15 protein-coding genes and 1 tRNA gene are annotated in these 21,613 nt (G+C 40.3%); 9 read left to right on the top strand and 7 right to left on the bottom strand.

The window, feature by feature from the left end; all coding sequences use genetic code 11:
* Positions 1–475: 475 nt before the first annotated feature.
* Positions 476–1,414, bottom strand: coding sequence for an outer membrane beta-barrel protein (locus ESY88_RS19380; protein WP_147088335.1), 939 nt, complete (start codon positions 1,412–1,414; stop codon positions 476–478).
* A 366-nt stretch (positions 1,415–1,780) separates the two neighbouring features.
* On the opposite strand from ESY88_RS19380, the gene ESY88_RS19375 reads away from it, so the two are divergent.
* The 5 genes from ESY88_RS19375 (at position 1,781) to ESY88_RS19355 (ending at position 10,109) form a co-directional block, all read left to right on the top strand.
* Entirely contained in the window at positions 1,781–5,056 is a 3,276-nt protein-coding gene (locus tag ESY88_RS19375; RefSeq protein ID WP_189702660.1) for a toxin-antitoxin system YwqK family antitoxin, read from the top strand.
* Positions 5,022–6,983 carry a DUF3857 domain-containing protein gene (locus ESY88_RS19370; protein WP_147088333.1) on the top strand — a complete coding sequence of 654 codons (1,962 nt, stop codon included), beginning with the start codon at positions 5,022–5,024 and terminating at the stop codon, positions 6,981–6,983. Before ESY88_RS19375 ends, ESY88_RS19370 begins: the two co-directional genes overlap by 35 nt.
* Before the next feature lie 3 nt (positions 6,984–6,986).
* Entirely contained in the window at positions 6,987–8,951 is a 1,965-nt protein-coding gene (locus ESY88_RS19365) for a DUF3857 domain-containing protein (RefSeq protein WP_223270905.1), read from the top strand.
* A gap of 189 nt (positions 8,952–9,140) precedes the next feature.
* Positions 9,141–9,344, top strand: a complete 204-nt coding sequence (locus ESY88_RS19360) for a hypothetical protein (protein ID WP_147088332.1) — start codon at positions 9,141–9,143, stop codon at positions 9,342–9,344.
* An 81-nt stretch (positions 9,345–9,425) separates the two neighbouring features.
* Positions 9,426–10,109 (top strand): hypothetical protein, encoded by a 684-nt coding sequence (locus ESY88_RS19355; RefSeq protein WP_147088331.1) that lies wholly within the window; start codon positions 9,426–9,428, stop codon positions 10,107–10,109.
* 203 nt (positions 10,110–10,312) lie between these two features.
* Here ESY88_RS19355 and ESY88_RS19350 read toward each other — a convergent pair whose 3' ends face one another.
* From ESY88_RS19350 to ESY88_RS19335, 4 genes are read right to left on the bottom strand one after another with little or no spacing between them, the layout of a single operon-like run.
* Positions 10,313–11,725, bottom strand: coding sequence for a TolC family protein (locus ESY88_RS19350; protein ID WP_147088330.1), 1,413 nt, complete (start codon positions 11,723–11,725; stop codon positions 10,313–10,315).
* Positions 11,722–13,074, bottom strand: coding sequence for an HlyD family secretion protein (locus tag ESY88_RS19345; protein ID WP_147088329.1), 1,353 nt, complete (start codon positions 13,072–13,074; stop codon positions 11,722–11,724). The genes ESY88_RS19350 and ESY88_RS19345 overlap by 4 nt, the downstream gene beginning before the upstream one ends.
* A 10-nt stretch (positions 13,075–13,084) precedes the next feature.
* A complete protein-coding gene (locus ESY88_RS19340) occupies positions 13,085–14,740 on the bottom strand; it encodes a peptidase domain-containing ABC transporter (protein WP_147088328.1) in 1,656 nt (551 codons plus the stop codon).
* Positions 14,737–15,420: a TetR/AcrR family transcriptional regulator gene (locus ESY88_RS19335; protein ID WP_147088327.1), complete on the bottom strand. Its 684-nt coding sequence runs from the start codon at positions 15,418–15,420 to the stop codon at positions 14,737–14,739. Before ESY88_RS19335 ends, ESY88_RS19340 begins: the two co-directional genes overlap by 4 nt.
* Positions 15,421–15,975: 555 nt before the next feature.
* Here ESY88_RS19335 and acnA point away from each other — a divergent pair.
* The 4 genes from acnA (at position 15,976) to ESY88_RS19315 (ending at position 20,837) form a co-directional block, all read left to right on the top strand.
* Positions 15,976–18,786 carry an aconitate hydratase AcnA gene (acnA, locus tag ESY88_RS19330; RefSeq protein ID WP_147088326.1) on the top strand — a complete coding sequence of 937 codons (2,811 nt, stop codon included), beginning with the start codon at positions 15,976–15,978 and terminating at the stop codon, positions 18,784–18,786.
* 80 nt (positions 18,787–18,866) lie between these two features.
* Positions 18,867–19,109, top strand: a complete 243-nt coding sequence (locus ESY88_RS21960) for a DUF488 domain-containing protein (protein WP_147088325.1) — start codon at positions 18,867–18,869, stop codon at positions 19,107–19,109.
* 36 nt (positions 19,110–19,145) lie between these two features.
* Positions 19,146–20,162, top strand: a complete 1,017-nt coding sequence (locus ESY88_RS19320; RefSeq protein ID WP_147088324.1) for a lipoate--protein ligase — start codon at positions 19,146–19,148, stop codon at positions 20,160–20,162.
* Between the two features lie 204 nt (positions 20,163–20,366).
* Positions 20,367–20,837, top strand: coding sequence for a plastocyanin/azurin family copper-binding protein (locus tag ESY88_RS19315; protein ID WP_189702659.1), 471 nt, complete (start codon positions 20,367–20,369; stop codon positions 20,835–20,837).
* Positions 20,838–21,308: 471 nt separating this feature from the next.
* On the opposite strand, the gene ESY88_RS19310 is transcribed toward ESY88_RS19315, so the two are convergent.
* Positions 21,309–21,393, bottom strand: a tRNA-Leu gene (locus tag ESY88_RS19310).
* Positions 21,394–21,397: 4 nt separating this feature from the next.
* A partial coding sequence (locus ESY88_RS19305) for a GIY-YIG nuclease family protein (RefSeq protein ID WP_147089892.1) occupies positions 21,398–21,613 on the bottom strand: 216 nt, incomplete at its 5' end.

Genomic DNA, 21,613 nt, shown 5'->3' with positions numbered 1-21,613 from the left:
ACACTTTTACCTGCCTGCAGCAATTCTACCACAGTTGTTTTAAATTCATTGTCGAAATTTCTTCTCATAATACAAAGTTATAGTTTTCGGACTAGATAAATTCGTCACAGCAAATGTAGACACTCCATTCTATAAGCGCAGCGGTCTACGCTCTTGTTTTAATCAGTCTATGTTCTAGGTTCTATAAGCGCAGCGGTCTATGTTCTTTTTCTTAATCAGTCTATGTTCTAGGTTCTATAAGCGCAGCGGTCTATGTTCTTTTTCTTAATCAGTCTATGTTCTAGGTTCTATAAGCGCAGCGTTCTATGTTCTTTTTTTTGATCAGTCTATGCTCTAGGTTCTATAAGCGCAGCGTTCTATGTTCTTTTTTTTGATCAGTCTATGCTCTAGGTTCTATAAGCGCAGCGTTCTAAGCTCTTTCTTTAATCAGTCTAGCTTCTAGGTTCTATAAGCGCAGCGTTCTATGTTCTTTTTTTTAAAATAGATACCTAATCCCAACATTGATCCCAGTGCCACTGGCATTCACAAATTGCGTTGGTATTTTTCGCGCTGCATCTTGATTTGGAGGCGTTGTGGTACTTTGGTCAAAATCATCGGTAAACTCAAATTTCTTTTCGTAAACCGGAAGATCTGCCAATTGCTGGCCAGGTACCAACTGTGATTGGCCGTTAGTGATGGCGGTGGTTCTGTACTCAGTGATTTCTGCAGTTTTACTTTCGATGCTTAGGTTCTTGATTTCAATTTCGCCAAAGAGGCTCAATTTATCATTGATGGGATAGGTGACACCCAAGGCTCCAAAATAGCCCACGCTAAATCTACTTTTTACTTCGCTTTTCGCTTCAATCATTAAATCTGTGCCTTGTCCGCCGCCATTTACCTGTCTTGCCATAGTTTCTATGTTGAGTTGACCAGCAACAGGAATGATAAGCCCAATACGTGTGTAGGGATTGAATTTTTTAAAATTTGGCGTCAAAAAAATAGCCGGTGCCAAATCCACACCTCTTAAATAGATATTTTCTTCGGAAGTCACTTCCGGACTCCTCAAACGCCCAATCATTGTCTCATCACCATGAAAGTAACTGAAGCCCATTTCTGCTCCAATATAAGGGCTGAACATGTAACCTGCAGTCAAATTCAGTTTGATTCCTGCGCCAACAGTGCCGTTCAATGATTTCACGTTTACCGAGGAGCCGTCGGCATTTACCGTAACATCGGTAGATTGCATGATGCCTGTGAGTCCGTTGGGATCGGCATTGTTGAATTCGGTCTTACCAGATTCAAAAGCATAACCACCACCGACCCTAAGATAGAAGCCGTTAGTAGTATTATTCATGGATGGGTCGTCTTGTGCTTGCGCCATATAGCCCGTAGAAGCTACCATCGCGGCGATAAAAATTTTGGGTATGATTCTCATGATTTTAATTTTAGAAATTAGACAATTAGAAACTTGGCTGAGCTTCTTTTTAAAAGCCCTGCCAAAACTACAATCAGGCCTAGGAAGTTAGTGAAAAATAGAGGTGTTATTGCTAGGAATGATGACGCATTTCAAAGCGTTCCTACAACATTGAAGCAATGCGGTTGTGAATTGTTTGGTTTGCGATTGGGATGAGATTCACAAGCTTCGAACAGCCTTGTTTTAGCTGTATCAAACAGTTTATTGGTGTGAATATGTGTGTATTGAAATACCTTTGAACCAATGTTTTTCGCAATGATTTTAGATTTTTTTATGATAATTTTAAGAACTATACTATATTGCCCTACAAATCGAACACCTACTACTATGAAATTCCGCTGTTTTGTGGGATTGGTTTTTGCCATTACCATCACCTATGGGCAAGAACAAATCCCTTACATTGATTATGAAACTGTATTTCCCTCTGTGATGGAAAGTGTAGAAAAAGAGGATTACGATGCAGTTATCAAGCAATTGAACCTTATCAATAAAAACGATTCTACCTATTGCTCTGTACTTACTTCAAAATCGTATTATTACATCCTTCAAGAAAAATTTGATGATGCCATTGCCACCACCAACGAGGGCTTGTCTTTAAATTGTAGCAGTCAGTCTAATTTATTTTTTTTTATGAATAAAGGCGCTAGTTATGCCAGTAAGAAGGAATATACTAATGCGTTGGATGTCTATGAAACCGGACTTGAGCTCTACCCGAGAAATTCCAAATTATGGTTTAATAAAGGGATAGCCTTGGAGAACCTGGAGCAAATTGAAGGCGCCATAGATGCTTACCAAAAAGCCATTATTTACAATCCTCTTTATAGAAATGCGCACTTGCGACTGGGTGATATCTGCTATAAACAACAGCTCATGTCACAGGCGCTCATGTGTTACAACATGGGTTTGATTCTCGAGTTAGATACAGATAGGGCGTTCACTTTGCTAAAGCAGCTCAATGAGATGGTGGCCGATAAAAACAGCAATGAGCCAAAACCAGGTCTTGTGGTGTCGCCAGACGATTCTGCTTTCAAAAACCTTGACCTCATCTTAAACAATAGGGTCGCACTTAACGCTAATTATCCAATCGATAATGAAATCGATATATCCTTGGTAAAGCAAAATCATGCCTTGTTGCAACAATTGAAAAGCATAGAGGCCAATGGTGGTTTTTGGGATGCATATTACTTGCCATTCTTTCAATGGATTAGTGCCAGTGATCATTTTGACGACTTTACCTATACGCTCAGTTATTCCATAAAAAACGAAGAGTATCAAAAGCTGGTCGAAAAAAAATCAGATGAGGTTACCGCATTTATTGAGGCTTACGTCGTGAAATGGTTCGGTCTTTTTAGCCAAAATGATAAGGACGCCGCGGGTTATTTATATGAAGACGGAGCTTTCACTGCTGAAGGCACCTGGGATAAGGAGTACATGGTTGATGACTGGACCTTTTATGATACCGACGGAAAACTTAGCGCCAAGGGTTCCTACAACCAAAAAGGTGAGCGAATTAAAACCTGGACCTGGTTTCATGAAAATGGCAAACTAAAGGAAATCTCGCGCTATGCCGATGGAAAATTAAATGGGGAACACCAATTTTTTCATGAAGACGGAAGCCCCTATATTCGAGCTACCTATAAGGATGACGCTTTTGAAGGAGAGTATACTTATTATCTTGAAGCTGGAGGTCTCAAACAGAAAAAATACTTCCATAAAGGCGAATTGAAAGGCAAATACCTGGCTTATTTTGATGTAGGAGAATCTTTGGTGGAATATGATGCCGATTACAACGCGGGCATCATCGTTGGCGATTTGACTGAATATTATGCCGATGGCAGTGTGTTTTCTGTAATAAACTTTAAGGACAACAAGCGCGATGGCAAAGAAATACAATATTACAGAAGCGGCAAAAAATCAATGGAAGCCGATTACAAAGCGGGCGATCTCCATGGCAGCTATATCACTTTTTTTGAAAATGGCAAGATTAGGGAGCAAGGCCAGACTGAGGCTGGCTATTACGAAGGCAATTGGATGTCTTATTTTAGCGATGGCACCCTTAGCAGCGAATACGCCTATAAAAACGGCGATTTTGATGACCTGTTTAAAAGCTATGATACCGACGGCGTTTTAGCTTCAGAGTTTAAATATCGCAAAGGCGAAATCATTGGTTATAAATTTTTCGACAAAGCGGGCAACATACTTTCTGAAGCCACTAAAAAAGGTGGTGATTTCTTTTTTGAAGGCTACCATCCCAACGGAAACAAATCTGCAGAAGGAAATTACGACATCAGCGGAGGCAAGATAGGTGACTGGAAATTCTATAACTACAATGCGGTGCTTACCGATGTAGGCCACTTTGAGGAGGGTGAGCCTGTTGGCAGTTATACCACATTTAATGCTTTTGGCGAGGTCTCTCAAAAATCTGAATACGATAAGGCGAATGCAAGGCAATACTATCAGGGTTTCTATCCCAATGGTCAATTGCAGTCCCAAGGTTGGTATAAAAACGGTTTGCAACATGGTGAGTGGCATTCTTACTTTATCGATGGAGCTTTAGACGCCATCAACTTTTATCATAAAGACCAGTTGCATGGCACTCAAAAGGATTTTGGCGTGGATGGCAAACTTGTTGGGCATACCAAATTTAACTACGGCGATTTGGTAGAGGAAGTCTATTATGATGTCAATGAGAAACCTTACCAAACCTTTGATTTTGATACCGATAAGAAAAGCTACAGCATCGTTACCAATTATCAAAATGGCAATAAGCAAACCGAAATCACTTACGTCAATGGAATAAAACAAGGTCCCTATAAACATTTCAGTGTTGATGGCAAAGTGATCATTTCGGGTAACTATAACAATGACAATCTAAATGGTGAGTGGCAATGGTATTATGACGATGGCAGCCTTAGGGTTACTGAAGGTTATGAGAACGGTAATCGCCATGGCGCATCTAAACGGTATTACCAAAATGGCCAATTGGAGGATGATTATTTTTATGAGCACGGCAATACGCAGGGCAGCTGGAAATCGTATTACGGAAATGGCGAGCTCTTTAGCGTGTCTGCCCATGCCAATGATCTTATTCAAGGCAGAAAGGAATTTTATAGCCCCGATGGTAAATTGCAGGTCATCCGTTTTTACAGCGACGATGTGCTTATTGGTTATAGCTATCTCAATAGCGACGGAACGGAAAAAGAGATGATTCCCATAACCAACGAAACAGGTGTTTTAAACGCGTTTTTTGACAATGGTAAAGCTTCCAGAACCACCAGCTTCGTTAATGGCAAGATCGAAGGAGATTATATGGCCTATTATTATGATGGCCAATTGGAAAATAAGCTGCATTACGAGAAGGGCGAACAGCATGGCAAAGACAAAAAATACTATCCCAATGGGCAGTTGAATTACAGTCGCAGTTATAACTACGGAATGCTTAACGGGCCCTTTGACACCTATTATCCCAACGGAAAATTAAAGGAATCCATCAACTACCTCAATGATGAGAAACATGGTGAAGCCAACTATTACGACGAAACTGGAACACTAATCAAAACCTACTACTATGCCAACGGAGACGCCTACGATTCAAAAAGTTGAATGCTCTTATTGGGTTTGGGTTTTGATGGCTTTTCTCTATCTTCCCTTTCAAAGCTTTGCCCAATATTCGCCAGAATTTGAGCTCAATAAAAGCATGTATCCCGAGTCTAGTAAGGTACGCTTGTTAGATGAGGTGTCCATTTCGGTAAAGCTTAAGAATGACGCCTTGGAGATCGAGCAATCTTACATTGAGGAGGATTTGTTTTTAGACGAAAGCGCCACCTATGGCTCTAAAAAAGCCTTGAGTTTTTCTTCTTTTTTTGAACTGCGCTCGGTTGAAGCCACTTCATACGAGTACAAAAACGGTAGGTACGACGCCCATAAAGTTGAGGATTTTGTTGAAAAGGACGAGATGAACGATGCTTTTCATGACGACACCAAATCCCTTAATTTCATCTATCCCAATCTTTCCGTTGGAGGGAAGACAAAACTTTCCTATTCTGAAATCGTTAAAAACCCGCGTTTTTTGAGTCCGATTTATTTTGGCGATTTTTTTCCCATTCAACACAAAAAAGTCACTTTGGTTGCCGATAAGGAGATTCAGTTTGAATTCAAGGAATTCAATACAGAAGCTTATGATTTAGTCTTTAGCCATGAGGAAAAAAGAGGCAATATCATTTACACTTGGGAGCTCAAGAACATAAAAAAATTTAAGTATGAGGACAACATCCCGAGCTACAACCGACTGCTGCCACATATTGTGCCCATAATCTCTTCTTATAGCAAAGATGGGAAGACGGTAAATTTGCTCAATGGTGTGGCCGATCTCTACCAATGGTATTATTCCATGGTCAAGGACATCAATCTGCAAGCGCCAGACGCCAATTTAGTGACGCTTGTAAGCGAGCTTACAAAAGACAAGCCTAGCGATATTGAGAAGGTAAGGGCCATTTATTATTGGACCCAGAAAAACATCAAATACATTGCTTTTGAATATGCTTTGGGCGGGTTTATCCCGCGAGAAGCCAATGACGTTTACAACAAGAAGTATGGCGACTGCAAGGATAATTCAAGTTTGCTATTTGAAATGCTCAAGATTGCTGGATTGGATGGTAAATTGACCTGGATTGGCACGAGAACCATCCCGTATCGCTACAGTGAGGTGCCAACGCCACTTGTAGACAATCACATGATTTTATCCATTGAAATAGAGGGTCAAACTTGCTTTTTAGACGCGACTGGTCGCTACTTGCCTTTAGAAATGCCATCTTCCTTCATTCAAGGTAAAGAGGCCTTGATTTCAAGAAGCGCAACCGAGTACGATATCAAGACCGTCCCTGTCATGTCGCCAAAGACCAATAGTTTGATAGAACGCATGACGCTCAAATTGGAGGGTCAGATGCTTTTGGGTACGAGTCAAGCAGAAATTTCCGGCTATTATAAAATTGATTTTTTCAACCAACTCGAAGCGGAGAATACTTCAGAAAAAATAAACGCTTACTACACTGCTAAACTCCAAAAAGGCAATAACAAATTTCTCATAAATGAACTTAGCGAGACCAATAAATTCGATTACGATAAGCATCTTCTTGTAGATTACAGCTTCAACATTGCAGATTATGCCAAGATCTACAATGATGAAATTTTTATCAACCTTAATCTCAGTCAGAATATTTCAGTTTATAAAACTGAAGACGATAGGCAAAATGATACGGAGGTCAAGTACAAAAGTTATTACGATTACGAGAACATTCTAGAGATTCCAGATACTTATGTCATTGATTATGTGCCCGATAGTTTCTCGATGCACAATGCATATTTTGATTGTGAAATCACTTATGAAGTCTCTAGCACTAACATTGTCTATCGTAATAAGTTAGAGATGAAATTCCTAAATCTTAATCCCAAGCAACAAAAAGAAGTCAATACGGCCATCAAAATGGTGGAAAAGAACTTCAAAGAAATTGTTGTGCTCAAAAAATCATAACACATGAAATCATTAGTTTGTCTTTGCCTGCTTTTTTTTGGCGTTTCAATGACCGCATCCGCACAACAGTTCTACAAATCTTATGATTGGGAGACTAATCCGAAGTATTCCAATAAAGGGTTTGAGAATGAAGATATGGTTTCCTTAAAAGAGAAAACCGTAACTGAATTTTATTTCGAGGAAGATGGCAGTTTGACCGAATATTTTTTAGAGCACAATGTGTATTATCTCAATGCAGATGATGCCATTGAAAGGTATAATAAGGTGTATTTGCCCTATGCGTCAGACTCTAATTTAGAGCGCAACAAAGCCCGAGTGATTACCCCATCTGGGAAGGTTATTCATTTAGATGACTCAAAGATAATGACCGCCACCAACGAGGAAACCAATCGTGCCTATAAGTATTTTGCTTTTGAAGGGATTGAAAAGGGCAGTATCATTGAGTATCTCTATGTGGTAAAACGCTTTCCGGTGTATAAGGGCAAACGTATCGATTTTCAAGCTGATTTCACTAAAAACAATGTAGAGTTTGATTTGCTTGCCCCTTCAAATCTGTTGTTCAGGTTTAAGAGTTATAATGGTTTGGCTCAAGTGGAACGCGATACGCTTAGCAAAAATAAATTGCACTGGTCACTTAAAGTGCCTCAAATACCATTGTTGGAGGAGGAGGAACTGGCAGCCTACGAAGCCGATAAAAAATTCCTAATTTATGCCTTGGATGAAAACACTGCGAGTAGGACTAAGGACATTAGCTCTTATGCCAATGTGGCTCAATATATCTATGAGAATTACAATACGGAACTTTCACGGCGGGAACAATCCAAATTAGAGGATTTTTTAAAGCAAATCGATTTCAATGAGGCCGATGCGCTTGATGCCAAATTGAGGGCTATAGAATTTTATGTCAAAACCAATTTGTACATTGCTTCTGGCGGTGATGAGAAATTATCGGCTTTGGAAGATGTGTTAAAAGATAAAGTGGCCAACGAAAGTGGGATCGTGAAATTATACACCTCGATTTTCAATGCGCTCAATATTGAGTTCGAATTTATCTACACCTGCGAACGCAGCTACATGCGTTTTGATACCGATTTTGAGGCCAATAATTTTTTGACCGATGTGCTTTTCTATTTCCCGAAGACCAAAAAATACATGTCGCCCACCGAAATGGAGTCGCGTTACGGATTTCCGCCAGCGTTCTTAACCGATACTTACGGCTTGTTCATTAAGGAAGTCGTGATAGGCGATTTCAAATCGGCAGTAGCTGCGATTGAGTTTATTAAACCGGTTGCAGCAGAAAATAACACAGACACCATGCGAATTGAAGTGGCCTTTGATGCCGAAGACCTTACAAAGACACATGTAAAACTGGATAAGTCCTTATCTGGTTATTACGCGATGTACATTCATCCTTATATGGATTTGATAAAGCCAGAAAATAAAGACGAACTCATTGAAGGGTTCGCTAAAAATATCGATGACGATGCTGAAATCATTGAGAAAGCAGTAAACAATGGCCAATCCAAACTGTTTGGAACAAAACCTTTGCAGTTCGTGTTAGACTTTGATTCTGAAGCATTCGTTGAAAAAGCCGGTGGCAAGTATCTGTTTAAGGTTGGTGATTTGATTGGACGGCAAATGGAGATGTACCAAGACAAGAAGCGCTCATTGCCTGTTGAAAATGAATTTCAGCGCAGTTATTATAGAACCATTAGCATTGCTATTCCTGAAGGCTATGAGGTGGCCAATTTGGAGGATATCAACATTGAAAATGTGTATGAAACAAATGGAGAAGAGCTCTTGAGTTTCAAATCCCATTACGAGCTTAATGGCAGCAATTTGATCATCACGGCCAATGAGCATTACAGGGTCAACCATATTGCCGCAGCTATTTATGAGGCTTACAGAACAGTCATCAATAGCGCTGCCGATTTCAATAAAATCACTTTGGTGCTAGAACCAATATAGGATCTTTTTTGAATCCCTCCAGAGGGTTTTATTCCCCGAGGCTTGCCTCGAAATACAAATAACGTCTTTCAATGCATACCTTGTGGGCTTGCTCTGAGGTTATTGGTTTAAGCGCTTTAAAAACCTTCATTCACAACAAGTGCTAAGCGCTATGGTTAAACTAACGAAATAAACAACTACAACTTAAACATGCTCACACTTTTGCTTCTAATTCCAATCTTAGCGATTGGACAAATCCCGAAAGGACATTTTTTAGATGCCGACGATTCTACTGAAAGCGGATATAAATCAAAACCATTCATACAGGACAAAGAAGGCATCTATCATTATGCTGTTTTAACAGCGTTGCCCTTTGATAACGATTGTGCAAGCGGGCTTTCAGAAGAAAAATAGATTGCGTGCTCTGAAAAGATTTTGAGAAAATTAATTTATCAAAAACTGAACTCTGAAACCGATTTTAAAGGAAATGTTTAGGTGTATTCAACAGTAACAAAATATGCCGAAGTCACTGATATCACTGTTAGTTCTTATCCAGAATCGGAATCAATAAACAATGCAATTAAAGAGGCCGCAGCGACATTAGAAGTTAACGCCGGAAGGTACAATGATGAGATCGTTACATCAAGACTTTGGACTTCATTTACCTTTCCTTCGACTTCAAAAGAACTTTTTTCGGAATCTTTTGCAACAATGCAACAAGATAAAAATCCTGAATTTGAAAACTATGAGCGTCTTATTTTTGATGCAAGTCAATACCTTTTCTCAAATCCTGTTAATCCGAATGGAACCGAATTTAAAGCTGCTGCTCAAATAGTTGGGTTTTGGATGAATAGAGATACTGGAATGAACATTCCAACCTTTGGGGATTTCTTCAGCGTTCTCACGAATAAAAATCAACAACAGTTTCTGTACACAATAGCGATGATTAATTACGGATTAGATCAAAAAATCAACCATAACCGTATTCTAAAATGTGAGAAAATCGAAGGGCAAAAATATAGTGAGCTAGACGATGTTCGAGAAGTGCAACTTGGAGGGGCAAAAGTTCTTTTGGAATTTATTGGTAACCAGAAGAATAACGTTCCTATGACTACGAAAACAAAGACATATTATAAAGCATACAAGAAGAAAAAATTGGGCGAAGAACTATTTGAATAAAAAAGCTGCCACAGCACCATATTAAATTTATTGCCAGTAGCAGCTTACTTGCCAAAATTGCGCTGCTATTTCCAGCGTGGTTTTGTTTGCTAAGTTGAGTGTTTAGCCGCAAAAGAAATCATTTAGTATAAGCTTAAGCAGACATTTTAAGTCAGTAGCGCTAGGTGGTCCATTTTAGCAATCTAGCGCCTGTTTAAATGAAATCAATTCGAACGTATTTCAGATTTTCCTAATATATTATATAATAATGCCGTGGCATTGAGTTGTTTTATAAGAAGCTCATTTTCTTTCAATTGCGCGTCTATCAATTTTTGCTCTCTAGTATTGATGAGGAAGAGTGAACTTTCTCCAACAAAAAATTTGCGTTCTTCGGCAGCGACCAGAGTTTCATGGTCTGAAACAATGTCTATGATAAGTTGGTTTTGGGTGTTTAATGAAGCGATTTCAGCATTGGTCGCTCTTATTTTGTTGGCTAAACTTAAGATCACGGCCTTTTGATCAAACTGCGCGTCATCAATTTTATAATTGGTAAGTTGAAGATCACCGCGTTCTTTCCGAAGGAAAATGGGAAAACTCACATTAACAAACGCTTTATAGTTAGTTGTGTTGAAGCTATTGAATTGATCGTAATCCTGGGACAGGAAGTTGTACTGTAAATCAATTTTGGGAAGCAGCTTGTTTTTCTTTAGACGTTGCTCAACCAATAGGCCATCAATCTTTGCTTGAAGACTTTGCAATTTTGGATGATTGGGAGACAGGCCTTCGACATTTGTGATTCCGTCTAAAATAAGGATAGTCTGCAAAAGATCAACGGATGGCAATACGGGAATGACATTTTCTTCAATCGTTAAGGGGATATCGTTAAGCCATAGGTAGTTGCTCGCATTTAGCTCAGCCTTTCGTCTTTTTAGCGTTGCTGCTTCTAAATCAAGTTTTCTACTTTGAAGTGTTATTCTGGCTTCTGTGATATCGATGGCCGCAATGGCACCTTCTTCAACACTGCGCACAACGGCATTGAGCCTAAACTCCGCATTTTCCAGAAAATTGAGATATATCTGCTGCTCTTGGGTGGCTTGTAGCCATTCAAAATAGGCTTGGCTCGCTTCAAACAGCAAGTTGTTGACCAACAAATCGCGATCGGCCTGTGACTGCTGTTCAAAAAACCGAGCTTGCTTTAGCGCAGCCATTCGCTCGTTGATTAAAAAGCCTTGGGCAAGAGAGAATGAGACACCGGCACTATATAGCCCATCTTCGGGCACCGTAAAACTGGGGTCTAAAAATTGGCCGCTATTTTCTTCAAAGTTTCCTTTGAACTCGATCCCATACCAAGTTGGGATTTTAAACGTGGCATTTAACCTATCGTAGTATTCTGTAGTCTTAAATTTCTTTCGATCGTAATCCACTTCGATTTTAGGATCAAAACCACCACGCGCCCTTAACAAATTTGCTTCGCCAATACTCAAAGTAAGATTGGCCTGTTTCATTAAGGGATGGTGCTCCTTGACATAACCTAAGTACTCTTCAAAAGTGAGCACCTCAAAGGATTCTTGTGCAGTAACCAAATTTGCAAAAGCAAAGGCCATAATGCAACATAGAATTTGTCTGCAAATTGTCATTTGTTTTTTCTTTTAGAGTTGTCGGCACCTCCAGCGGCGTAATAATCTGGAGGAAAACCATTGAGTTGGCGCCACAACTCATACCAAATGGGTACATCTTGAAGTAGCGCAATGGTGCGAGCACCAGAACCTACCCGCACGTTCTTGGGCCATTGTTCTTCTTGATTGGGAGCAATCAAGACCCTGAATTTGCCATTGGGACTAATAAATGTTTCAACCGCCACTACAATACCGCCATATGTGCCAAGAGAGGCATTAGGCCAGCCGCTAAATACAATAGCTGGCCAGCCATCGAATTCAACCCTAATATCTTCGCCTACGTGAATCAAAGGGAGGTCTATGGGCGCAACGAAAGTCTCAACAGCCAGGTCATAGTCTGAGGGCATGATACCCACAAGTTCTTGCCCTTCTTTAAAGGTCTCGCCTATTCCTGAAATAATGGCCCTGTTTATATACCCATTTTGAGGAGCGAGAATATAAACCATCTTATCGCGCATCTCATAATTGGCAGAGGTGTTCTCCAGTTTAGAAACCTGTGCTTCGGTATCAAACTGTGAAGAACTGGCAGTGAATTTCTCACTTTGGGCCTTGCTTATTTTTTCTTCATATTCTGTGGCTATTCTATCGATATCAATACGAGCGTTGATCTGTTCATTGAGGCTGGCCAGTAGCTTATTTTCTTGACCTATCAATTTAGCATCGGTTTCTTGCAATTTGAGTGATTTGTCTTCTACATCGGCTTTAGATTTCAAACCTTCTGCTTGCAATGTGGCAGTACGTTCATATTGTCTTTTGGCGATTTCACGATTTGTCTCTGCCGCTACAAGATCGATGCTATCACTTTGCACTTTGTAACGGGCTTGTTTCAGTTTGTTTTCTGCCTGTTCTTTTTTGAACACGCGCTCGTTTTGAAGCGCGTAAATTTGATTGCCAAGAGCTTGGACTTTTCCTTTATAGGCAACAACTGCATTGCTTTTGGCATCGCGTTGGGCCACCGTGCGTTCAACAAGTCTGGGATCTTGATATTCATTCTTGATTTCAGAAATGAACAAGATCGTATCTCCTTTTGCCACATAGTCGCCTTCATTGATGAACCATTGTTCAATTCGGCCTGGGATAGGAGATTGAATGGTTTGGGGTCTTTGTTCAGGCGAAAGTGTGGTCACATAACCTGTCCCAGATACGTTCTGTGTCCAAGGTAAAAACAAAACAATGATACCGATGAGTGCAAAAGTGAACAAAAACCGATTGAAATATTTATAGTACTCCGAATGGTGCGCTTTTGCATAGGCAGAATACATTTCAAGACTTACTTTCTTGTTCAGTTGATTATGAGATATGTTCAGCATTGTTTTTCAATTATAATGTGAATGGGTCTTGGTTCAAGTTTAATGTTTTGTTGCATACCGATTTCCAATCTTCATTTTGTCCAGAAGCAATAAGCAGCCAAGGTCTATCCCTATGGGCTAAGTACTCCATGAGATCGCGGGCTTCCTGTGGCTCAAAATGCTCAAGAGCATCCTTTAGCAATAAAATCTTTGGATCGTGAACAATTGACCTAGCCAAAAGAAGGCGCTTAGATACGGTATGCGGGATACTTTGACCCTGCGAGAAAATGGGGCTGTCGATCCCTTTGGCTTGGCTGCGCACAAATTTTTGTAGCCCGATATCTTTAATGACCCGATTAACCGTGTCTATTGGAATATCCTTATTTCCAAAAGTGATGTTTTCTAGTATGGTGCCCTCAAATGGCATCTGCTCTGGTATTACTTGCCCAACGTGAGAACGATACGCATTGATGCGCATCCCCTTAAAGTTATAGTCATTAATATAAATAGCGCCTTCCGTGGTCTCTATCAATCCAGACAATAATTTTAGCAATGTGGTTTTGCCAGAACCCGATGGCCCGTCAACGTACAGTCTATCGGTTGGTACTAAGTCAAGGCTTAATGAATCCAAAATGAGGTTTCCATTCATATCGGTAAAGGCTATACGGTCAAAAGAAATCGAGGCTGTTGATTTAAACTCAAATGGATCTGTACCTTCCTGTGATTCCAATTCTTTATCTACTACTTCTCCAATTTTTTCAAGTGATGTCAATACATCGTAAAAACTCTCAATGCCCGTAATGAGTTTTTCCACAGAGTTTATGACTAATAAAATGATAATTTCTGCAGCTACAAATTGGCCAATATTCATCTCTTGATTTAATACAAGCAATCCTCCAATTAACAACAATCCTGCGGTGACCAAGACCTTAAAGCCAATCATTTGGATGAACTGTTGCATCAAAATTTGAAAATGGTTCTCACGAGCTTCCAAATATTTATCGGTCAATGCATTGTTCCGCTCCATGGCCAGTGAGGTGCGTCCAGAAAGCTTAAAACTCGTGAGTGATCTTGCAATTTCCTGCAGCCAATTGGCAACTGCGTATTTGTTTTTCGATTCCTTAAGACTGGTTTCCATGCCTCTTCGCGCGGTAAATTTGAATACTATGTAAACTAAAATGACAAGAAGCAAACCGTAGATGATGAAAAATGGGTGGTATAGCGATAGTAAAATCAATCCGAAAACAATCTGGAGAATTGCCGCAGGGAAATCAAGCAGAACCTTTGATAAGCCTTTTTGAATCATTAAGGTGTCAAAGAAGCGGTTCGCCAGTTCAGGTGGGTAGCGCTGGTGCATTTCACTAAATTTGATTTTTGGAAAACGGTAGGCAAATTCAAACGACGATCGTGTAAAAATTTTCTGCTGTATATTTTCGAGAATACGTATTTGCATCAACTCCAGTATGCCCTGAAACGCTACACCCAGTGTAACAAGTACAACAAGAATTATCCAGGATGTTGAAACCTGTGCCCCTTGAATGAGGTTTATGATTGCTTGAATGCCCAAGGGCAGCGTTAATGCGACAAGTCCTGCGAAAATGGCATAATAAAAAATTTGTTTAATGTCACGTTTATCAAGTTTGAGCACATTAATAAAGCGTTGCCAAGGAGTCATTATCTTCTTCATTTGGATGGTTTCTTAAGAGTGTTGAAAATCAAATGGGAGTAAAATTTGGTGGGCGTAGTTACGGTTCCACAGTCTGTCAAAGTTGGGAAATGATCAGAAAGAAAATGTTGATGCATGGATCCTTCAACAAGTGTGCTTGCTAAAGTCACTGGGAAGGGATAGTCTTTGTCCACGGCGATGATTGCATCCTTAATTCGTGAAATAAGCCTTTTGTAAATGGTATAATAGCCTTCTTTATTTTCGACATCCACTTCTTTGGTCAAAAATGATTTTGGATACTCGCTAATAACAATCTGGTTCAGCAACTTCTCATCGATGTGGGAATGATCGGTGTCGGTTTCAATCTTCTCGGTTACAATGGCAATAATCGTCTCCAGTTTCTCCACGGGATCTGGAATGCTGAAAGTCTTTACTACAATTTCGTATTCAATCTGTGCCCAATACCTAGAGGTAAGGTATAGCAGCAATTTATGCTTATTCTCAAAATAGCGATATACGGAGCTTTCATTGGATGAAATAGCGGCACCCAACTTACGGAAGGTAAACGCTTCAAAACCGATTTCACTAATAAGTATGATGCTACGCTGCAAGATTTTCTTGCCCAGCTCAGACGTCTCAGGATCCTTTAGGTAAGTCTTGTTATTGACTTTTATCTTTAAGTTTTTCAAAAGCTCTTGCATGAATTCATGTTTACGAACGCAAAGATAGTAGTATTACTATTAAAATTTAATAGCATTATATTAATTTATACAAGTAATTATGTCAAATGCCCTAATTGCTGACTTTTTAGCATTTAAATGTTTTAGAATGTTGAGAATATGGTTTATAATTATATGATGTTCAATTTATTAAAAATTAACGCCGAAATACGAGTTTTGGCCTTGCCTTTTAAAAAAATTTCTTAGTGCGATTTCAAGAAGCACGGGCAGGGGTTATAAACAACGAAGGGCGCAGAGAGGTGCTTAGTTGGGCAGACCTTTATATGCTTCTCATAGCAGAGCGCCTTCTGCCTTGCATTACTAGATAAACCATATTACTATTAAGGGCATAGGGTGCTTATGGAAAATCATCACAGCACTGCCAATTTCAACAAAATTACTTTGTTAATAGAACCTAAATATCAGCTAATCTGAAGTTACCGCCATCAAGACCTCAAATAAAAGCTAATTGGCGCACATTTCAAGCCAATACATTTTTTTGTAACTTTAGGTGTTTTCACTTAAAACCTTGCCACAATGTCCAAAGATCCCTATAACGTCAAAAAATCGCTCGAAATTCAAGATAAAGACTTCGATTATTTTAGTCTTACAGCGCTGAAAAACCAAGGTCATCCGATTGAGAAACTGCCGTATTCCATACGTATTCTTCTAGAAAATGTCTTACGCAATTTTGACGATTTTGCAGTGACCAAAGCACATATCGAAACGCTATTGCATTGGAAACCCGATACTACCGGTGAGGATATCCCATTTAAACCTGCCCGAGTCTTGATGCAGGATTTTACTGGAGTTCCCGCTGTGGTTGATATTGCAGCCTTGCGTGCCGAAGTGGATCGAAAAGGCGGGGATGCCCAAAAGATCAACCCGATGATTCCTGTGGATCTTATTGTGGATCATTCGGTGCAAGTGGATTATTTTGGAACCAATTATGCTTACGAGCGCAACATGGAGGAGGAGTACAAGCGGAATGTTGAACGCTACACCTTTTTAAAATGGGCGAAAAAAGCATTCAAGAATTTTAGCGTCGTTCCGCCTGGGATGGGCATTTGCCATCAAGTCAATCTGGAATACCTCGCCCAAGGCGTGACTACACGTGATGGACAGATTTTCCCTGATACTTTGGTGGGTACAGATAGCCACACGCCCATGGTCAATGGGATTGGCGTTGTGGGCTGGGGCGTTGGCGGTATTGAGGCCGAAGCAGCCCTTTTAGGTCAACCCATTTATTTTATCATGCCACAAGTGGTCGGTTTGAAATTGACCGGGAAATTGCCTTTGGGCTCCACGGCGACCGATCTCGTTCTTCAAATTGCCCATGCCTTAAGAAAACACGGTGTGGTTGGCAAATTTGTTGAGGTATTTGGGCCTGGACTTGACCATCTTTCCGTTCCCGATCGTGCGACCATTGGCAATATGTCACCAGAATTTGGTTGCACAGTGACCTACTTTCCTATTGATGACAAGACCTTGGATTACATGCGCAAGACCAATCGTGCTGAAGATCACGTCAAGCTGGTGGAGACCTATTGCAAGACCAACATGCTTTGGCGGGAAAATAGCGAGGCGATTACCTATTCTTCGGTGGTGGAACTGGATGTCTCCAAGATTGAACCAACCGTTGCTGGGCCAAAACGCCCTCAGGATAAGATTTTGCTGAAGGATTTCAAGCCCAAATTCATTGATCTGCTACAGGAATCCTTCGGAAGGAGTTACATTACCATGGATGATCGTGAGGAAAAAGAATCTTTGGCCCGTTGGAAGGCAGAAGGAGGCAACCAGCCAGTGCAGCCTTCCAAGGATGATGACAAAGCCAATAATGACAGGGAAGAGGTTACCATTGAAAAAGACGACAAAAACCTGAGAACGGTTTGGATCAATCACGGTCACGATAAATTTGAACTGTCTGATGGCTCTGTGGTGATTGCCGCCATAACCTCTTGTACAAATACCTCCAATCCCTTTGTGATGATTGGCGCAGGTTTGGTGGCCCGAAAAGCCCGTGAACGTGGCATTGATGTGAAACCTTGGGTAAAAACCTCATTTGCGCCCGGGTCTAAGGTAGTTACCGATTATATGAAAAAAGCCGATTTGATGACCGATCTCGAAGCATTGGATTTCCATCTCGTGGGATACGGTTGCACCTCCTGCATTGGCAATTCCGGACCCTTGCCCCCAAAGATCAGGGAAGCCATTGATGATTACGATTTGGTAGTGGCCTCGGTGCTTTCTGGAAACCGGAATTTTGAAGCCCGCGTTCATCCAAAAGTGAAAATGAATTTCTTGATGTCGCCCATGTTGGTTGTTGCCTATGCCTTGGCTGGGCGCGTGGATGTTGATTTAATCAATGATCCCATTAGCTATGATCGCAATCGGGAACCTGTATATTTAAAAGATATTTGGCCAAGCAACGATGAGATCAACGAAATTATGGCCAAGGTGCTTACCCCTGGTGATTATGATAAGAATTATGGAGAAATATTCGAAGGCAATGAGATCTGGAGAAATCTGGAGGTGCCAGATGATAAGCTCTACCAATGGGATGCCAAGTCCTCTTATATCAAAGAGATTCCGTTTTTCAAGGATATTTCAGAGCAACCAAAAAACTTTCAGAATATAGAAGCAGCCAAAGCCTTATTGGTTTTGGGTGATAGTATTACTACCGATCATATTTCGCCTGCGGGTGCCTTCAGCCAAGATTCCGCAGCAGGAAAATATTTGGTGCAGCAAGGGGTAGATGCCAATGATTTCAATTCTTACGGCTCGCGACGCGGCAATGATGAGGTCATGGTGCGCGGTACTTTTGCCAACGTGCGCATTAAAAACCAGTTGGTGGACAAAGAAGGTGGTTTTACGCAACATATTCCTTCAGGAGAGGAAATGACGGTTTACGATGCCGCCCAAAAATACAGGGAAAACAACACCCCTTTAATCGTTTTGGCAGGTAAGGAATACGGAAGTGGCTCGTCCCGTGATTGGGCCGCGAAAGGTACTTTTTTATTGGGCATCAAGTCTGTTTTGGCTGAAAGTTATGAACGCATCCACCGCAGTAATTTGGTGGGCCTGGGTGTACTGCCCTTACAATACAAAGAAGGCGATTCGGCGAAATCATTAGGGTTGACGGGTAAGGAAAATTTTAGCATTACGGGAATTGCAGAAGGCCTGACCCCTCAAAAAGAACTGCATGTCGTTGCTGAAAATGATAAAGGCGACAAAACGGAATTCAAGGTCATGGCACGTCTCGATTCTGAAATAGAAATTGATTATTATCAAAACGACGGCATCCTTCAGTATGTACTGCGACAGTTTTTGGATGAAGAAAAGCACTGATGTGTTACTAAAAAGGAATGCTTCGGAAGCATTTTTCCGTAGAAGCGCATTCAGTAAACAAGTGAAATTTTGCTTAACCCATGCATAAGCTAAAAATCAAGCGTGTTTATGAGGACGCCTCAACGGCCGACGGATATCGGATTTTAGTAGATTGCATTTGGCCAAGAGGGGTCTCAAAAGAAGACGCCAAACTAGACGATTGGATTAAGGAGATAGCACCTTCCGATGATTTGAGCAACAATGGCCCTATTGCTGTTCTTCCTCAAAAAATGTTTGGGCGCTTGAGAATACCGAAACTTCACTATGCTCGCCTGTTACATTAATTTTTGTCTGGACTAAGGCATTTTAAAAAAATAGAAATGATTTTTATAGAAAACGAAGGCCATACAAACCCGCGCTTAAATCTTGCGTTGGAAGAATACATTTTAAGAAACTTAAATCCTACAAACGATTATTTGTTGTTTTATATCAATGAGCCTTCCATTATTATTGGACGAAATCAAAACACGCTGGAAGAGATCAATCAGCGTTATGTGGAAGACAACAATATCCATGTGGTACGAAGAATTTCTGGCGGTGGTGCCGTGTATCATGATTTTGGCAACCTCAACTTCAGCTTTATTACCAACCACGACGGAAAAAGCTTGAACAACTTCAAGAAGTTTACCGCTCCCGTGATCAAAGTATTGCAGTCTTTAGGGCTCAATGCCGAACTTAAGGGCCGAAATGATATTCAGGTAGAGGAGAAGAAGATTTCTGGTACCGCCCAATTTTCAACAGGTAAAAGAATGGTAAGCCACGGCACTTTACTGCTCGATACCAATTTGGGGGAAGTGGCAAAAGCATTAAATGTAAAAATGGGTAAGATTGAATCTAAAGGACATAAATCGGTTCGTAGTAGGGTAGCTAATATTTCAGAATATTTAGACCAGCCCTTGAAGATCGAAGCTTTTAGACAATTGGTGCTGGAAGGACTTTATGAAGAGCGTGAACCTTTTGAGCGGTATGAACTTACTGCTGTAGAATGGCAAAGCGTAAAGCAATTGAAAGAAGACAAATACGATACTTGGGATTGGAATTATGGACGCTCGCCCAAATTCAATATTCAACGAAGCAAACGGTTCTCAATAGGTGAATTGGATTTGCGGATTTTTGTGGAAAAGGGACATATTCAAGACCTAAAAATCTTCGGTGATTTCTTCGGAAAGGAACCATTGGAAAGTCTAGAGACACTTCTCGTTGGAACCAGATATGATAAGGACGCTATTTCGTCCCGTTTAAAAGCTACTGCTATCGAAGACTATTTTGGCGATCTCCCCAAAAATGAATTCATTGATTTGGTCTACGGGGATAATGAGGTCAATGCTGAGCTTTAGCTTAAAGTCCATGCTTCCAGATAAGAAGTCTTAAGTCAAACAATATGATATAAACCGAAAGACAGATTTAAAACTTAATGTCGGACTGTTTTGTCCTAAATAAATTATTGATTACCTTTGTATCGCCATTAAAAAAAGCTTTGAGATCGAGCTGAATTGGTGTTAATTAACTCATTTACAAATAAATAAATTAAAAAAATGGTTATGAAAAATTTAAAAATTATGTCAAAAAATTCATTAAAAATGCTAAGTATGCTCCTTTTATTTACTTCGGCAGTAGCGTTTTCCCAAACCGCAAAAGTGATCGAGATGAAAGGTACCGATCAAATGCGATTCTCAGTAGAAACTATTCAAGCGAGTCCTGGACAGAAAATCACGGTCAAGCTAAGCAATGACTCCAAATTTCCAGCCGTTGCCATGGCGCATAACTTTGTGTTGTTAAAACAATCGGCAGACTCGAAAGCGGTAAACTTAGCCTCGTCCAAGCAGCGTGATAACGACTACATTGCTCCAGAAATGAAAGATCAAATCATTGCCCATACTGGCTTGGCTGCTGGTGGTCAAACGGTGGAAGTCACATTCAATGCGCCCAAAAAACCAGGTAAATATACTTACATCTGTACTTTTCCGGGACATTTTCAATCGGGAATGATAGGAACGCTTATCGTTAAATAGTTTTATCTAAGAGGCACTGCAGTGAATGCTTCATTTTAAGGCAGTGGCAATTATAGTAATCAAACCGAGCCGTCACTTCAATTGAGGACGGCTCGGTCACTTTTATTGAATGCGCAATTTACCGTTATGCGTAAGGAGTTTGCAAGATGCATTAGGGCTGAAAACATATTTGAAGCACTAGAAAAGCACTTGAAAACATAGACACCAAAAAAGAGGGACATCTTAAAAAGTGTTATCGGATTTATTTCTACCGTTAAATTTAATTCTGTAAATAAAAGAACATGCCCAGATATAATTCAGAGGCACTCATGAGCAAGTCTCCAGAAAAGATAGGGACGAGATTTAGTCTAAATCAAAGTTTCGAGAGTTTGATTAAGCAAGGATATTTACAGGCTTTGTGGGTAAAATATCGGCAAGATTGCAAATAAAAAAACCGTAAAACATTAGTTTATAATGTCTTACGGTTTTTTCTGGTACTCAAGGCGGGAATCGAACCCGCACAACCGAAGTTACTGGATTTTGAATCCAGCGCGTCTACCAATTCCGCCACTTGAGCAATTTTATTTGGTAAATGTAATATATTTTTGATCTCTTAACTGGCGTAGTTTTTCTTTTCCTATTCCAGATTTCCAATATTTCTCTCTTTTTTTAGCTACTTTTCTTTCTACATCTAAAGCTTCAGAAAAAATCAATTTAAAAGGTCGATATGCCTTTGTGGTTCTTTCTCGTCCAGATTGATGTCTTTCGAACCTTTCCTCTAAACTCTCAGTCATACC

Source organism: Subsaximicrobium wynnwilliamsii (assembly GCF_007997225.1).
In the GTDB taxonomy this organism is placed as follows: Bacteria; Bacteroidota; Bacteroidia; order Flavobacteriales; family Flavobacteriaceae; genus Psychroserpens; species Psychroserpens wynnwilliamsii.
This window is presented reverse-complemented; position numbering and strand designations above follow the sequence as displayed.

Excerpts from the sequence above, each read along its gene's own strand:
- ESY88_RS19370 (WP_147088333.1), top strand. The coding sequence starts at position 5,022 with ATGCCAACGGAGACGCCTACGATTCAAAAAGTTGAATGCTCTTATTGG.
- ESY88_RS21960 (WP_147088325.1), top strand. The coding sequence starts at position 18,867 with ATGCATAAGCTAAAAATCAAGCGTGTTTATGAGGACGCCTCAACGGCC.
- ESY88_RS19375 (WP_189702660.1), top strand. The coding sequence starts at position 1,781 with ATGAAATTCCGCTGTTTTGTGGGATTGGTTTTTGCCATTACCATCACC.
- ESY88_RS19315 (WP_189702659.1), top strand. The coding sequence starts at position 20,367 with ATGAAAAATTTAAAAATTATGTCAAAAAATTCATTAAAAATGCTAAGT.
- ESY88_RS19380 (WP_147088335.1), bottom strand. The coding sequence starts at position 1,414 with ATGAGAATCATACCCAAAATTTTTATCGCCGCGATGGTAGCTTCTACG.
- ESY88_RS19345 (WP_147088329.1), bottom strand. The coding sequence starts at position 13,074 with ATGCTGAACATATCTCATAATCAACTGAACAAGAAAGTAAGTCTTGAA.
- ESY88_RS19350 (WP_147088330.1), bottom strand. The coding sequence starts at position 11,725 with ATGACAATTTGCAGACAAATTCTATGTTGCATTATGGCCTTTGCTTTT.
- ESY88_RS19340 (WP_147088328.1), bottom strand. The coding sequence starts at position 14,740 with ATGAAGAAGATAATGACTCCTTGGCAACGCTTTATTAATGTGCTCAAA.
- ESY88_RS19320 (WP_147088324.1), top strand. The coding sequence starts at position 19,146 with ATGATTTTTATAGAAAACGAAGGCCATACAAACCCGCGCTTAAATCTT.
- ESY88_RS19365 (WP_223270905.1), top strand. The coding sequence starts at position 6,987 with ATGAAATCATTAGTTTGTCTTTGCCTGCTTTTTTTTGGCGTTTCAATG.
- acnA (WP_147088326.1), top strand. The coding sequence starts at position 15,976 with ATGTCCAAAGATCCCTATAACGTCAAAAAATCGCTCGAAATTCAAGAT.
- ESY88_RS19335 (WP_147088327.1), bottom strand. The coding sequence starts at position 15,420 with ATGCAAGAGCTTTTGAAAAACTTAAAGATAAAAGTCAATAACAAGACT.
- ESY88_RS19360 (WP_147088332.1), top strand. The coding sequence starts at position 9,141 with ATGCTCACACTTTTGCTTCTAATTCCAATCTTAGCGATTGGACAAATC.